The organism is Candidatus Aquiluna sp. UB-MaderosW2red (assembly GCF_900100865.1).
In the GTDB taxonomy this organism is placed as follows: Bacteria; Actinomycetota; Actinomycetes; order Actinomycetales; family Microbacteriaceae; genus Aquiluna.
Genome location: NZ_LT627734.1, coordinates 295,455 through 309,476, shown reverse-complemented (window position 1 = coordinate 309,476; position 14,022 = coordinate 295,455). Strand labels below are relative to the sequence as shown.

14 protein-coding genes, 1 tRNA gene and 1 riboswitch are annotated in these 14,022 nt (G+C 51.0%); of the genes, 9 read left to right on the top strand and 6 right to left on the bottom strand.

The features are described from left to right. The first annotated feature begins 15 nt into the window (after positions 1-15). Both BLP47_RS01695 and pgm read left to right on the top strand, forming a co-directional pair. Positions 16-411, top strand: a complete 396-nt coding sequence (locus BLP47_RS01695; RefSeq protein ID WP_091849763.1) for a hypothetical protein — start codon at positions 16-18, stop codon at positions 409-411. Further along, positions 408-2,036 (top strand): phosphoglucomutase (alpha-D-glucose-1,6-bisphosphate-dependent), encoded by a 1,629-nt coding sequence (pgm, locus tag BLP47_RS01690; RefSeq protein ID WP_091849761.1) that lies wholly within the window; start codon positions 408-410, stop codon positions 2,034-2,036. Before BLP47_RS01695 ends, pgm begins: the two co-directional genes overlap by 4 nt. On the opposite strand, the gene BLP47_RS01685 is transcribed toward pgm, so the two are convergent. Next, positions 2,000-2,818 carry a D-alanyl-D-alanine carboxypeptidase family protein gene (locus BLP47_RS01685; RefSeq protein WP_091849759.1) on the bottom strand — a complete coding sequence of 273 codons (819 nt, stop codon included), beginning with the start codon at positions 2,816-2,818 and terminating at the stop codon, positions 2,000-2,002. The genes pgm and BLP47_RS01685 overlap by 37 nt on opposite strands. Before the next feature lie 99 nt (positions 2,819-2,917). Here BLP47_RS01685 and BLP47_RS01680 point away from each other — a divergent pair, with 99 nt between their 5' ends. The 3 genes from BLP47_RS01680 (at position 2,918) to BLP47_RS01670 (ending at position 7,051) form a co-directional block, all read left to right on the top strand. After that, positions 2,918-4,549, top strand: a complete 1,632-nt coding sequence (locus BLP47_RS01680) for an MDR family MFS transporter (RefSeq protein ID WP_213083578.1) — start codon at positions 2,918-2,920, stop codon at positions 4,547-4,549. Positions 4,550-4,565: 16 nt separating this feature from the next. Then, a riboswitch (TPP riboswitch) is annotated at positions 4,566-4,677 on the top strand. Positions 4,678-4,710: 33 nt separating this feature from the next. Further along, positions 4,711-5,667 carry a thiamine ABC transporter substrate binding subunit gene (locus BLP47_RS01675; RefSeq protein WP_091849755.1) on the top strand — a complete coding sequence of 319 codons (957 nt, stop codon included), beginning with the start codon at positions 4,711-4,713 and terminating at the stop codon, positions 5,665-5,667. Beyond that, on the top strand, positions 5,657-7,051 hold the full coding sequence (locus tag BLP47_RS01670; RefSeq protein WP_157671340.1) for an iron ABC transporter permease: 1,395 nt from the start codon (positions 5,657-5,659) through the stop codon (positions 7,049-7,051). Before BLP47_RS01675 ends, BLP47_RS01670 begins: the two co-directional genes overlap by 11 nt. Here BLP47_RS01670 and BLP47_RS01665 read toward each other — a convergent pair. After that, positions 7,029-7,865 (bottom strand): site-specific DNA-methyltransferase, encoded by an 837-nt coding sequence (locus BLP47_RS01665; RefSeq protein ID WP_091849750.1) that lies wholly within the window; start codon positions 7,863-7,865, stop codon positions 7,029-7,031. The genes BLP47_RS01670 and BLP47_RS01665 overlap by 23 nt on opposite strands. A 17-nt stretch (positions 7,866-7,882) precedes the next feature. Between BLP47_RS01665 and BLP47_RS01660 the strand changes: the two genes are divergently transcribed. Beyond that, positions 7,883-8,209: a GNAT family N-acetyltransferase gene (locus BLP47_RS01660; protein WP_091849748.1), complete on the top strand. Its 327-nt coding sequence runs from the start codon at positions 7,883-7,885 to the stop codon at positions 8,207-8,209. 17 nt (positions 8,210-8,226) lie between these two features. On the opposite strand, the gene BLP47_RS01655 is transcribed toward BLP47_RS01660, so the two are convergent. Beyond that, positions 8,227-8,778: a thioesterase family protein gene (locus BLP47_RS01655; protein WP_249883372.1), complete on the bottom strand. Its 552-nt coding sequence runs from the start codon at positions 8,776-8,778 to the stop codon at positions 8,227-8,229. Next, a complete protein-coding gene (locus tag BLP47_RS01650) occupies positions 8,775-10,739 on the bottom strand; it encodes a M13 family metallopeptidase (RefSeq protein WP_249883370.1) in 1,965 nt (654 codons plus the stop codon). Before BLP47_RS01650 ends, BLP47_RS01655 begins: the two co-directional genes overlap by 4 nt. Before the next feature lie 42 nt (positions 10,740-10,781). Between BLP47_RS01650 and BLP47_RS01645 the strand changes: the two genes are divergently transcribed. After that, positions 10,782-11,690, top strand: coding sequence for a rhodanese-related sulfurtransferase (locus BLP47_RS01645; protein WP_091849746.1), 909 nt, complete (start codon positions 10,782-10,784; stop codon positions 11,688-11,690). A 205-nt stretch (positions 11,691-11,895) separates the two neighbouring features. Here BLP47_RS01645 and BLP47_RS01640 read toward each other — a convergent pair whose 3' ends face one another. Together BLP47_RS01640 and BLP47_RS01635 are read right to left on the bottom strand one after the other, a co-directional pair. Continuing rightward, positions 11,896-12,522: a trimeric intracellular cation channel family protein gene (locus BLP47_RS01640; RefSeq protein ID WP_091849744.1), complete on the bottom strand. Its 627-nt coding sequence runs from the start codon at positions 12,520-12,522 to the stop codon at positions 11,896-11,898. Positions 12,523-12,672: 150 nt separating this feature from the next. Continuing rightward, positions 12,673-12,755: transfer RNA gene (locus BLP47_RS01635), tRNA-Leu, on the bottom strand. Positions 12,756-12,874: 119 nt separating this feature from the next. Here BLP47_RS01635 and BLP47_RS01630 point away from each other — a divergent pair. Further along, a complete protein-coding gene (locus BLP47_RS01630) occupies positions 12,875-13,537 on the top strand; it encodes an FhaA domain-containing protein (RefSeq protein ID WP_091849742.1) in 663 nt (220 codons plus the stop codon). Then, the gene (locus tag BLP47_RS01625; RefSeq protein ID WP_091849740.1) at positions 13,537-14,022 is read left to right on the top strand and encodes an FHA domain-containing protein; all 486 of its coding nucleotides are present in this window, start codon (positions 13,537-13,539) and stop codon (positions 14,020-14,022) included. The genes BLP47_RS01630 and BLP47_RS01625 overlap by 1 nt, the downstream gene beginning before the upstream one ends.

The window sequence follows — 14,022 nt, the reverse complement described above, 5'->3', positions numbered from 1 at the left end:
CAATACCATGCTGTTATGGATGAATCCAAGCAAATCAGAGCCCTCAGGTTAGTTCTCAAGTTCGGCGCAACCGTCTTTGGCCTCAGCGCCCTTGCGCTTTTGGCAGTGCCGAGGGTATTTACCGATTTGCTCGGTCTAGTTGGCACCGAGGACCTCGACTGGGCAATGCGAATGATAGGCATAACGCTTGTGGCACTTTGCGGGCAGATGTTTTCTGTTTCGATGTTCGGTAACGAACGTGGGGTCTTAGTTTCAGCTTCGGTGATGCAGATTGCAGCCTTTGGATTAGGCATAATCACTCTTTTGATACCGGTAAACCCAAACCTATTTGTTTTGGGATATGCCGCGATTGGCTTCGGCTTTAGCTTCGTGTATACCTATCTAATTATTCAGCTCAGGGTCACCAAATGAGTCACGATAGAGCTGGGCAATTGGCTCGAGAATCGGATCTGGTCGATTTAGCGCTCCTTAGTTCGAGCTATTTCGAGAATAAGCCTGATGCAACTCTTCTCGAGCAAAGGGTGAACTTTGGCACATCTGGCCACCGCGGCACAGCGCTGAATGGTTCATTCAATGAGAACCACATTCTGGCGATTACTCAGGCAGTGGTGGAGTACCGGGCAGCCGAAGGCATCGAAGGCCCGATCTACATCGGCCGCGATACCCACGCGCTCAGTGAGCCGGCTCAGCTTTCGGTGCTCGAGGTACTGGCCGGCAACGATGTCGTGGCACTGATTGACTCTCATGATCGCTTCACCCCAACCCCCGCGGTCTCGGTGGCCATCATCGATCACAATAATCAAATTCCAAGAGGCTCAGCCGCTCTAGCCGATGGGCTTGTCATCACTCCGAGTCACAATCCGCCCCAAGATGGTGGAATCAAGTACAACTCGCCGCACGGCGGCCCAGCAGACTCTGTCGCTACCAACTGGATTGCTAATCGAGCCAACGAGCTACTAATCACAAACCTTAGAGAAGTGAAAAGAGCCAAGCCGAATCCAAAACATTTTGATTTTAAAAACAACTACATTTCGCAATTAGACCAGGTGCTCAAACTGCACGCGATCAAAAGCGCCGACGTCAGAATCGGAGCCGACCCAATGGGAGGTGCATCGGTTGATTATTGGGGTGAGATAGCTGACCGATACGATCTGAACCTCAAGGTGATTAGTAACACCGTTGACCCTCAGTTTGGTTTTATGAGCCTTGATTGGGATGGCAAAATTCGCATGGACTGCTCCTCTAAGTTTGCGATGGCAGCGCTGATTGAAAACCGCAGCAGTTTCGATATTTCAATCGGAAATGATGCGGATGCCGACCGACATGGAATAGTAACGGCAGACTCCGGGCTCATGAATCCCAACCATTTCCTCGCAGTTTCGATTGACTATCTTTTCGGTGAGCGTGATGGCTGGGATTCTGAAGCCGGCGTTGGTAAAACTATGGTTTCTTCTTCCATGATCAACAAGGTTGTTTCGTCTCTTGGGCGAAAGCTTGTTGAGGTGCCAGTGGGATTCAAGTGGTTTGTGCCAGGGCTGACAAATGGCAGCCTTGGTTTTGGTGGAGAGGAGTCGGCCGGCGCGTCATTTCTCAGACTTAATGGGCAAGCCTGGTCGACCGATAAAGACGGCATCATCATGGCCTTATTGGCGGCTGAGATTGAGGCTGTGACGAATGACAGCCCCTCTGAGCGCTACGCCTCCCTAACCCAGCTCCACGGTTACCCAAGCTATAAAAGGGTTGATGCTCCGGCAAGCCTTGAGCAGAAAGCAAAGCTTGGCAAGCTCTCGGAGTCCGATGTTTTGGTAAGTGGGCTGGCCGGCGAAACCATTACCCGAATCGAGACCTCGGCTCCTAGCGGCGGTGCTCTCGGTGGCGTTAAGGTCTCCACCCAAAATGCCTGGTTTGCAGCCAGGCCCTCGGGGACCGAGAACGTCTACAAGATTTATGGCGAATCATTTCTAAGCGAAGAGCACCTAGAGCGGGTCTTGGATGAGGCTCAATCGATTGTTGATTCGGTTATTTCTTCTTCGTAAAACTCGGCCGCAGGATATCCCCAAAATTCCTCGAGGGTGCTGAAGTCACCCTCGTGGTAGAGCTTGGCGATGTTTTTTCCAACAAATCTCAGGTGCCAAGGCTCATAGGTATATCCGGTGACGGCCTGGGTGCCATCTTCGTAACGAACAATAAAGCCAAACTGCCAAGCGTTATCGGCCAACCACTTTCCCCCTTTGGTTTCGCCAAAGCACTGCATGATTGCGCAGCCCTGGGCCTGAACCGAAACATCCATGGTGAGGCCCGTCTGGTGTTCAGAGTGCCCGGCTTTGGCGCTTCTAATAAGAGCCCCAGCCAGGCCGTACTGCTCGGTTTTGGATTCAAATAACTCGAGCTGATAATCGTAAGAGCGGTAACCAGAGTTCATGAACAGCTGGCCGGCTTTGGCTAAAAACATCTCATTGGCCAGGGCCTCCAATGCGGTTGCTGCCGTGGCGACCATCTTTAGTGAGCGAGGGTTCTCCAGCGATTCGGAACTTTTTAGCTCACGCATTTCTAAGGGTGCAAAGTCAAGCGGGTTTAGTGGTCGTAGCTTATTTACCACCACGGCTTCACTGCCTGCGATATCGGTCAAGAATCTTTGATAGAGGAAGCTGTCGAAGGATTGGGCCTGAACGATTGAGGTCTTAGCTTCGGTTCGAAGAATCTGCTCTTTGATTATTTCGTGTTGCTTGCCAAAGGCCTGTGGCTGAGAAATCAGGGATAGACCGAAAATAAGCATCACCATAGCCGGTGCAAAAATGAATATGGGATTGCGTCTCATAGATGTATACTTTCCCACCTAACAACCCTAAGTCTTGGAGCTTATTTGTCCGCGAAAACTCGGCGGGAAGCCGCAAAATTGGCTGCTAATTCAGGCCAAATGTCACATAAACAGATTCTTTTGGTACTTGCGGGACTCATGTCCGGCATGTTCCTGGCCGCATTGGACCAATCGGTGGTCGGTTCGGCGATGCGTACCATCGCCGATGACTTAGATGGTCTTGCCCTTCAAGCTTGGGCAACAACCGCCTATTTGATCACTTCCACCATCTCCACCCCTATTTACGGCAAGCTCGGGGACATCTTTGGTCGACGGCCGCTATTTATGGTTGCCATCACCATATTTGTGATTGGCTCACTGACCTCTGGCTTCGCAACCAGCATGATTGAGCTGGCCGGTTTCCGAGCGCTTCAGGGCCTAGGTGCCGGAGGGTTATTCTCGTTGGCCCTAACAATCGTGGCGGACATCGTGCCGCCTCGAGAAAGGGCTCGCTACCAGGGCATGTTCCTAGCGGTCTTTGGAACCTCCTCGGTTATCGGCCCGATTGTTGGTGGGCTCTTTGCCGGGGTGGATCAGATTCTTTGGATTGATGGCTGGCGTTGGGTATTTTTAATCAACCTTCCAATCGGTGCTATCTCAATGTTTATGGTGCTTACCTTTTTGCACGTGCCACACACCCCTAGACCTCAAAAAATCGACTGGTGGGGAGCCGTCACGATCATTATGGGTGTTGTGCCAATCTTGTTGGTTGCCGAGCAGGGTCGCAGCTGGGGCTGGGACTCACCGCTTGCAATCGGTATGTATGTGCTTGGAATTTCTGGAATCATTGCGTTTATTTTGGTCGAGAAAAAAATGGGCGAGGCGGCCCTTATTCCACTGTCATTATTCAAGAACAAGGTGTTTGCAAGGACCCAGATTCTCGGAGTGATCGTGGGTCTTGGCATGTTTGGCGGAATGATCACGTTGCCGTTGATTATTCAAGTTGCCTATGGCGCCAACCCAACCCAGGCGGGCTTTTTGATGTTGCCAATGGTTGGCGGGATGATGACCGCAACAATTCTCTCCGGTCGCTACACATCAAAGACCGGCAAGTACCGCATCTTTATGAATGTGGGAACCGCGACTCTATTCGCTGGCTATCTCTACATGCTTGTTCTTCTCACGGCCGATAGCCCAATTTGGGTTATGTCAATTGGCATGGTGTTGATTGGTTTGGGCCTCGGCCAGCTGATGCAGACCATCATGGTCTCAAGCCAAAACGCCGTTGAATCAAAAGACATCGGCGTTGCAACCAGCTCAGCGACCTTCTTTCGCCAGATGGGTGGAACCCTTGGGGTCGCAGTCTTCATGTCGATTCTGTTTGGCCAGGTCGCGGACAAGATTGCTGGAAGCTTTGGCCGTGCCGATGTTCAAGCCGGGGTCAGTGCCGCTTTACAAGACCCCCTAGTGCAAGCCAATCCTGCAAATAACGCCATCATCGAGTTGCTGACCGGAGATCCCGGTGCGGCGGCGGCAGGCATCACCTCGGACAGTTCATTCCTGATTGGTGTTGATGAGAGGCTTTCGCTGCCTTTTAGAATCGGATTTGTGGAATCGGCCTACGGAGTGTTTTTGGGAGCGGCGATTGCAACGGCAATCGCGTTTGTGATTACTTTCTTTATTAAAGAGGTCCCGCTTCGCTCCAAGAGTGCCTCCCAGGAGAACGCCGAGGCGGCCGCGCAAGGAGCCTAAACCCTGCGCCTATAATTGGAAGCAACACGGGAGTTTGGGTAAACCAGACTGAGAGGAAGACTAATTTGTCTTCGACCGTCAAACTTGATCTGGATAATGCCAGCGCAAGGAGACAACTCTTAATAAAACCCGTGCCTAACTAATAATTAGAAAGGCACGAAATGAAAAAACTAATCACAGTGGCAGCACTTGCGGCCCTGGCCCTAACCGGCTGCACCGCTACCGAAAATACGCTGGTGAGAATCGCCACACACGACTCATTTGCAATCAGCGATGAGTTAATTGCAGAATTCGAATCAGAGACCGGCTACCAATTAGAGATACTTCGCCTCGGTGACACTGGCTCCCTAACCAACCAGCTGGTGCTGACTAAAAATGCTCCAGTAGCCGATGCTTTTTACGGCATCGACAACACCTTTGCCTCAATAGCTACCGAGAACGAGATAGTCGATGGCAATCTAACCGAAATCAACTACTCCGATGTTTGTTTCAATTACGACATCGCTTGGTTTGAAGAAAACCAAATTCAAGCACCCTCGTCTTGGCGTGACTTAGCGCTAGAGCAATACCGCTCGCTTACCGTGGTCAGCAACCCAAACCTATCCTCACCAGGGCTGGCGTTTCTCGCCACAACAATCGCGGGCTTTGACTCTGAGATCGAAACATTCAACTACTGGGCAAACCTTAAGAGCAATGACCTAAAAGTTGCTGGCAGCTGGGAGGACGCCTACTTTGTTGATTTCACGCGCTACGGCGGCACCAGGCCGATTGTTCTAAGCTACGCCTCTAGTCCCGCGGCAGAGGTGGGCGAAAATGGTAAAGCCGGCACCAAAGCACTAACTCAAGAGTGCTTTAGACAAATTGAATATGCTGGCGTGCTAACCAATTCCGCCAACCAGCCGGGTGCCAAAGCGCTGATTGAATTCCTTCAAAGCGACTCATTTCAGCGCTCAGTTCCAGAGGCAATGTATGTCTACCCGAGTGTGACAGGGACAGTACTACCTGAATCATGGGCCGCATTCGCCCTCCCTGCCGAATCAACCATTGGCGAAGATTTGGATTTCGCAAAGGATCGCGCCAAGTGGCTAACCAGCTGGTCAGCGCTGTTTGACAACTAACTTAGAGCTCCTCGCAACCACCGCATTCATCGCACTGATGAGTGCGGTGGTTGCGATGGCCCTAGGCTTTCCGATCGCAAACTGGCTTGGTTCGCTAGCAAGAACACCCCGAAGGATTCTTGCCGCAATTCTGACACTGCCATTTGTGCTGCCTGCATTTCTGATTGGCCTGACGTTCCTACCAATTCAAAATCAGCTTGACTTAGATTCCAGATTTGGAATCTACTGGATCTTGGCCGCCCACGTTCTGATGAATGCTGGCTTTGCTGCCAGGGTGATTCTTAGCAATAGGCTGCCCCTGGATCAGGCTCAAGCCGCAGAGCTGGATGGTGCAACGGCCTCGCAAATTGGAAGATACATTGCATTACCCCAGCTAATTCCAGCACTGTCAGCCGGTTCGCTATTAATCGCCCTCTACAGTGCCACAAGCTTCGGGTTGATTCGAATGCTCGGCCAAGGCAAAATAAAAACCCTCGAAACCGAAATTTACGTCTCTGCCCTGCAAAAGCTAGATCTTCAGCAAGCCGGAATCATTGCGCTACTTCAAACACTCTTAACCATGGGATTGGTTCTTATCTCACGTCCAAAGAACCAGGAGGCGCTGCCGTTATTTGGCGCTCTTGAATATCAAAAACGATCAGCCGGAGCCACGTCATTGGTAATTGGTTGGCTATTCACTCTGGCCGTTGTCGCCCTATTACTCGGGGTGTTTCATCGAGCATTTTTCACTGGTGCTGGAATAGAAAATTTCATGAATCTGGCAGGGCGAGGCAGCAGGGAGATACTCAACCTCAGCGTTCTAGAAGCGGCTGGCAACAGCTTGCGAAATTTGCTAGTGACTCTGGCGATTACCCTACCGTTGACCTGGTGGTTAGCAAGGTTTTCTAGATTGCGCGCGCTGGTGCTGTTACCACTCGGGGTATCGCCCGTGGTTTTTGGTCTCTTTTTCTTAGTGCTATCGGGTTATCTACCAATAACCATTTCAAGCTCTTGGTTACTTGTGCCGATAATTCAGGTGCTGTTTGTTGTGCCGCTTTGCTATCAGGTGATTCAACCAGCACGAGCGAGCATGGATCAGGAAATCCTGGATGCCGCTGAGGTCGATGGAGCAGGGAAATCTCAAAGGTTTTGGGCAATCGAACTACCAACTTTGCGTAGGCCTATTTCTATCACCGTAGCCTTTGGATCTTTAATATCTTTGGGTGAATTCGGCGCCGCATCATTTTTAGCCTACGGCTCAAATGAGACTCTGCCGTTGGTGATGTTTCGGCTGGCCTCGAGACCCGGTGCTGAGAACCTCGGTATGGCCATGGCGGCAGCGACTTTATTCATTCTTCTAGCGGCATACGTTGTGTGGTTGGTTAGCGCAGAACCTGATAGCTAGCACCGATGGCATCGAGCCTTTTGGTTATGACCTCTATCGCCTCTTGGTTTTGATCAACCAAAGTAAAGTGGCGATGGAGTTTATGAGCAACAGCCCCTGTGGTTCCTGAGCCGGCAAAGAAGTCCAACACCGTGTCTCCTGGTTTTGAAGATGCCTGAATGATTCTTCTGAGAACGCCCTCGGGCTTTTGGGTCGGATAGCCCGTCTTTTCTTTTCCGGTTGGCGAGACAATTGTGTGCCACCAAACATCGGTAGGCAATTTGCCACGTTCGACTTTTTCTTTAGTGACTAGACCCGGAGCCATGTAGGGCTCTCTGTCCACTTCCTCGTTATTGAAGTAATAGCTTTTTGGGTCCTTCACATAAACCAAGATGGTGTCATGCTTTGCAGGCCAGCGGCTCTTTGATTTTCCACCGTAGTCATAAGCCCAAATAATTTCATTTAGAAAGCACTCCCTGCCAAAAAGTGCATCGAGCAGAACTTTGGCGTAGTGAACCTCACGGTAGTCAAGATGCAAATAGAGAGTTCCGGTGTGATTCAATAACCGCCAAGCCTCTTCGAGCCTTGGTTCCAAAAAGGCCCAGTAGTCCGCAAAGGCATCGTCGTAGGAGAGCACGGATTGGACAATCTGCTCATACAGCTTGCCTTGGAAACCCAGCCTTCCAGTCTCGCTTTGCCTGGATGAACGATTGGTTCGTTCTTGCATTCGGCCGGTGTTAAAGGGTGGGTCAATGTAGATCAGCTGAAAGCCACTAGTGGGAAGCGCCTTGAGTATGGCAAGGTTGTCACCAACGAATAACTGATTCTTCGACACGTTAGAAGATTAACACCATGGATACTCAAGTCAGACACGACTCTCAAAATAATCGTTATGAGCTCTATCTAGAAGGCACCCGAGTTGGACTGATGGACTATGCAATCGAGGCTGGCGAAATCAGCTTGGTCCACACCGAAGTAAACCCTGCCCAGCAGGGTAAAAACTTGGCTGCAATTTTGCTTAGAGAATCCCTGGCGAGCATCAGGGAGATCGGTAACCTTCGGGTGATACCGATTTGCTCCTACACCGTGAAATATATGGAGAAGCACCCCGAAACCCATGACCTACTTAAAGGCTCAATAGAAGATGCGGTTGCGGCCTGTCGTTGGCCAGGGGTCTAGTCGAAGGTAACCGGTTTTTAGTCCCAAGTGCTCGGGGCTGGCTCTTTGCCCTTTGGTAGCTGAGTGTCTTTGGCCCACCTGAGCACCCACTCTGGGACCACTGGGACCTTTGTTTTCCAGCCTCCCGAACCCTCCATCACCTCTTGGGGGGTCAAAATGCCCCAGCTCTTTTTTAGAAACCTGCCCCGCATGACTGCCTTGGCATAAATCTCGCCGTTTCTAACAAAGCGCTGCTCAATGTAGACGGCCACCTCATCCCAGCCCAGCACCTTGGTTTCGAGATCGAATTTCTGCCAAGGCTCTAAGGACTTGCGGTAGCTGATTGTTGAATTCACCACGATTGGGTACCAGCCTTTTTTCTTCCAAAGCTGCCAGAACCCCGTTCTAAGTCCTTGGTCGTAACGACCAATGTCCATCAGTGTTAAAAACACCCCGTTGTTCATGTGGTTATAAACATCGAGATCCGAGGGCATCACTCGAAGGGTGACCTTAGATACTTCGTGAATCTCGAGCTTCGAGCGCCTGCGCCAACTTAGAGTGATGTAGAGAATGCGGAACCAGAGTTTCACCAGATCACCACTCGCTTTTTGGGCTCAAGCCACATTTGGTCGGACTCGGTTACCCCAAAAGCTTCGTAGTAGATGTCTAGGTTTTTCACCACCTGATTGCACCTAAATTCCGGCGGAGAGTGGGGATCGGTTGCAAGTCTTTGGATCGCAATCTCATCGCGGCTAATGCCGCGCCAGCACTGCGCCCAGGACATCAAGAAGCGTTGAGCTGCCGAATAGCCATCGATCACCTCGGGCTCTTTAGCTCCGAGTGAAAGCTGATAGGCCTTCCATGCAATTCCCAAACCGCCAAGGTCTCCGATGTTCTCACCAATAGTGAGCTCGCCGTTGACCTTGTGAGTTTCATCGAGCTGCTCGGGCGTTAGCGCAGAGTATTGATCGATAAGGGATTTGGTTAGCTTTTCAAAGGCGGTGCGGTCTTTTTCGCTCCACCAAGAGACCAGCTTTCCATCGCCATCGTATTTCGAGCCCTGGTCATCAAAGCCATGGCCAATTTCGTGGCCGATCACCGCTCCGATGCCGCCAAAGTTAACGGCATCATCGGCCCGGTCGGAGAAAAACGGTGGCTGCAAGATTGCGGCTGGGAAAACAATTTCGTTTAGGCCCGGATTGTAATAAGCGTTCACGGTTTGTGGCGTCATGTGCCACTCTTCTTTGTCGATCGGCGAACCAATCTTTTTCACCTCGTAGTCAAATTCGAAAGAGTTGATGTTCTTGATCGACTGGATCAAGTCATCCTTATCGATTGTTATTGCGCTGTAGTCCTTGAATTTGGTCGGATAGCCAATCTTGGGCGTGAACTTCTCTAGTTTTTCTAAGGCCCGCAATTTGGTCTCCTGGGTCATCCAGTCGAGTTCGCTGATGCTCTGTCTATAAGCCTCAATAAGGTGGCCGACCAATTTGTCCATGTGATCTTTGGAGGTGGGTGGGAAGTGCTTTTGAACATAGATCTCTCCGATTGCTTCGCCCAGCCCCCCTTCAACCAGCGTCACCGCGCGCTTCCAGCGTGGCCGGTTCATTGGCTGACCGGTTAGCTTTTTGCCGTAAAAAGAGAAGCGCTCATCGACAAATTCGCTGGCTAGGTATGGCGAATAAGCGCGAATCAAGCCAAGCCTCAGCCAAGACTTCAAGGCCTCAAGGTTTTCTATTATCAAGATTGAGTCGAGGCCCCAAAAAAACGATGGTGTTGCAACTACATTCCATTCAAGGAATGAAGGTTCAAGTTTGGATGCTTTTAGGTATTCATCCCAGGGTACATTTCGCGAAAGGCTTTTCAAATCCTCGAAGCTCTTGAGGTTGTAGGTCTTCTCGGCATCTCGAACCTCAACTCGGTTCCAATGGAACTTGGCGATCTTGGTTTCTAATTCGAGGATGGCCTTGGCTTGCGAAATCGCACCGCTGGCATCCACTCCCGAGAGCATCAGCATCCTCGACAAGTGGGGAACATACTCATCTCGGATATCCTGGTATTTTTCATTGAAATAGTAATCTTCATCCGGCAAACCGAGACCCCCTTGGTAAAGGTGAGCCAAGTAGCGCTCGGGGTTGCCGGCATCGTTATCGATGTAGCTACCCCAAAGACCAGAGATTCCCTGGCGCTCTAGTTGGGCCAATAAAACAAAGTATTCAGTCAGAGTGCTGACCTGGTTGATTCTCTCGAGGTCCGCTCGAATCGGATCGGAGCCCTGGTCGTCGATTTTTTCTTGATCTAAAAAGGCTGCGTAGAGGTCACCAATTTGCTGGCTCACCCCGGGCCCGGGGTTCTTTGATGCCTCTTCTAGAATCTCCCTGACCGCTAGCTCAGAGTCATCGGCGAGCATGTGAAAGGAACCGTATACGGCCTTGTCCTCTGGGATTTCGGTCTCATCAAACCAGGCGCCGTTCACGTGGCGAAAAAGGTCGTCTTGAGCTCTGATTGATGGTTTGATTCCGGCTTTATCAAGCCCTGGTTGCATTGACATGCTTCTAGTCTATGCAACCCATGGATTAGTAAGCTCGGGAACATGTCACTCAACAAGATCATTCTTTATTACGGCTTTGCTCCAGTTCGTGACCCGAAAGCCGTGATGCTCTGGCAGAGAACCCTGTGCACCTCTTTGAACCTCAAGGGTCGAATCCTGATCTCTGAGCACGGTATCAACGGCACCCTGGGTGGGAAAATGAGCGCTCTAAAGACTTACGCCCACGCCACCAAGGAGTATGCGGGATTTTCCAAGGTCGACTTCAAGTGGGCCAGTGGTAAAGGCGATGAGTTCCAAAAACTCTCAGTCAAGGTGAAAAAGGAGCTTGTCGCGTTCACAACCCCCGATGAGATTGAGGTGGACGTAGCTGGTATTCAAAACGGCGGCAAGCACCTAAAGCCTCACGAAGTGAACGAGTTGGTGGCTAGTCGAGGCGATGAGGTGGTCTTTTTTGATGGCAGGAACGCCTTTGAGGCAAAGATTGGCAAATTCAAAAATGCGGTTGTACCGGATGTACAAACCACTCACGACTTTATCGCTGAGCTTGAATCGGGTAAGTACGACCACTTAAAGGAAAAGCCAATCGTCACATATTGCACGGGTGGCATCCGCTGCGAAATTTTGAGTGCCGTAATGCTGAATCGCGGCTTTCAAGAGGTCTATCAAATGGAAGGCGGCATAGTTCGCTACGGCGAAAAGTACAAAGACAAAGGCCTCTGGGAAGGCTCGCTATACGTCTTTGATAGGCGGATGAATATCAACTTTTCAAAAGATGCCAAGACTATCGGCGAGTGTGAGAGATGCGAAGCCCCGACCTCCAGTTATTTGGATTGTGCGGGGCTTGGATGCAAGGACCTGGTGCTGCTTTGCGATGACTGTGCGCAGGATTCACAAAACCTAGCTTGTAATAAATCCCACACCCGCGGCAAAAAGCTCTCGAGAATAAGTTAAGAAAAAACCTCGGACCAAAGGACCGAGGTTTTCCTCTACTACAAAGGAGGTGTCCCTAGAGATTGGGGGAAAATCTAGAGACTTCACACTCGAAATTATTTCTGATTCCATCCTGTGACAATGAAAAAGTTACCTCTCGCAAGACCTGGACGAGCCTAAAAACAGCAAGTGCATACCCAACTCTCAGCTTCTTGCCAGATTTGTATTAGAGAAACCTGAAGCGCTTGAGCTCCCAGCCAAACTTAATTGCAAGTAAGCGAAGCACGATTATGAAGCCTGCGCCCGCCAGCACATCAATCGACTTCGGGGTTTCTAGGTAGCTCAAAAGAACAACCACCCAGGAACCAGCAAAGGCCAGGACTGCATAGGGCTGGTGATCATGGAACGCTCGCGGAACTTCATTCACCAAAACATCTCTTAGGACTCCACCCACAACCGCGGTTATAACACCCATCAAAACCGCGATCATCGGGGTTGAGCCAGAGATAAGTGCGATGTGGGTTCCACCGGCCGCGAAAATTCCAAGCCCGAAAGCATCTGGAACCAGGATTGCCCTTTCAGTTAGAGCGATGTGGTTGGCCTTAATAAAAAATGGGAGTGCCACCCCAACACCGAGGAGCACCCAAACCCAAACCTCTTGTTCCACCCAGAAAAAGGGCCTGCGATCGAGTAAGACATCTCTCAGGGTTCCTCCGCCAAAGGCGGCAATTGCCCCGACCATCACAACACCCACAACATCAAAGTGCTTTCTAGCTGCTTCGATGATGCCCGAAAGAGCGAACGCTAAAACTCCAATTGCCTCGAGGGCTATCAGAAAATTATTAATTAGCAATTGGGCCTTTGGGGTTGAGAAGTATTAATCTTGCCAGAGTGGCCAACGCTTTGGCCACCCCAACAAATTCCGGCATAGCGCCAGCTGCTGAGAAGCTTCAGCCACTTCTCCCCCCAGAATCCCGAAAAAGAATTCCGAGATATCGATTTGTGCGCGAGGCGGGACTTGAACCCGCACGTCCCAAAGGACACTGACACCTGAAGCCAGCGCGTCTACCATTTCGCCACTCGCGCTAAAAAACCAAATCTTTAGCGTTATTACTAGGTTCAGATTAGCAGGGAGAAAACCCTTGGTTCCTTTAGGTGCTGGGTAGACTTAGGTTCACCTTCAAAACCAACCAGAAGTGAGCTACATGGGCTTTCTCGAAAAGGCAGAAGAGCGGATAGAAGCATCAGTCAGCGGACTGTTCTCCAGGCTCAGCAAAGCCGAACTGCAGCCGGTTGAGATTACTCAAGCGGTTCGGGTTGCTATGGATCAGGCCGCTACAGCGACTGATTCAGACCGAGTCTTGGCGCCTCATCGCTATCTTTTATTGGTTTGTGCCAACGACGCTGAGCGGGTGACTCCAGCAATTATTGCCGCCATCCGATCCGAGGTAGCAAGACATGCCACCAAGCAGGGGTATCGACTCACTGGTGAACTTGAGCTGTCTTTGAGAGTCGACTCCAAGATTGCCAGGGGTCAGATCAAGGTGGGCGCGGCAAAAGTCGAGACCCAAGTGGCTTGGTCTCCATCGGTTGTATTCAATGGCCAAAGAATTGAGCTCGGAGTCGGGAAGCTCACCTTCGGCAGAGACGCGAGCGCCGATGTCATGGTCGAAGATCGCGGGCTGTCTCGCGTTCACTTTGAAATTGCCTGGACCGGTGATCTGGCCGCAATTCGGGATCTTGGATCCACCAACGGAAGTTTTGTGGATGGCGTCAGGATTTCGGAGATTGTTTTGCACTCTGGAAGCATGATTACCGCGGGGCGCACCGAGTTCCTATTCGAGCTTTCGGCTAAGGCGGTTGGTTAGTGAGTGAGCTGGCACTATTTCTAATACGCATCGGGTTCGTTGCGGTGCTCTGGATCTTTATCCTGAGCTTGCTGTCAGTAATCCGGGCAGACCTCTACGGGCGCCGCGTGATGAGCAAGATTGCCAGGCAGAATGCTCCACAGTTAGCAGGTTCGGTGGCATCGCTCGGGATCGAAGATGGCGAAGAGTTTGAACCAACCCACATCGCCATGATTACCGGAAGAAATGCCGGCAGCTCCCTTTTCATTGATGGCAAAAAAGAAGTCTTGGTTGGTCGCAGCTCGGGCTCTGATCTAGTAATCAACGATGAATTCGCGTCGAACATGCACGCCAAGTTTGTGCACGTTGGTCAAGACTGGGTTTTACAAGATTTGAACTCCACCAACGGAACGTTTTTGGATGGCAAAAAAATCGGCACGCCGGCAACCATCGGCCCCGGTATGACCATCCGGATTGGCACCACAACCTTCGAGCTGAGGGCGTAG

Excerpts from the sequence above, each read along its gene's own strand:
- BLP47_RS01630 (WP_091849742.1), top strand. The coding sequence starts at position 12,875 with ATGGGCTTTCTCGAAAAGGCAGAAGAGCGGATAGAAGCATCAGTCAGC.
- BLP47_RS01680 (WP_213083578.1), top strand. The coding sequence starts at position 2,918 with ATGTCACATAAACAGATTCTTTTGGTACTTGCGGGACTCATGTCCGGC.
- BLP47_RS01645 (WP_091849746.1), top strand. The coding sequence starts at position 10,782 with ATGTCACTCAACAAGATCATTCTTTATTACGGCTTTGCTCCAGTTCGT.
- pgm (WP_091849761.1), top strand. The coding sequence starts at position 408 with ATGAGTCACGATAGAGCTGGGCAATTGGCTCGAGAATCGGATCTGGTC.
- BLP47_RS01660 (WP_091849748.1), top strand. The coding sequence starts at position 7,883 with ATGGATACTCAAGTCAGACACGACTCTCAAAATAATCGTTATGAGCTC.
- BLP47_RS01685 (WP_091849759.1), bottom strand. The coding sequence starts at position 2,818 with ATGAGACGCAATCCCATATTCATTTTTGCACCGGCTATGGTGATGCTT.
- BLP47_RS01675 (WP_091849755.1), top strand. The coding sequence starts at position 4,711 with ATGAAAAAACTAATCACAGTGGCAGCACTTGCGGCCCTGGCCCTAACC.
- BLP47_RS01650 (WP_249883370.1), bottom strand. The coding sequence starts at position 10,739 with ATGTCAATGCAACCAGGGCTTGATAAAGCCGGAATCAAACCATCAATC.
- BLP47_RS01695 (WP_091849763.1), top strand. The coding sequence starts at position 16 with ATGGATGAATCCAAGCAAATCAGAGCCCTCAGGTTAGTTCTCAAGTTC.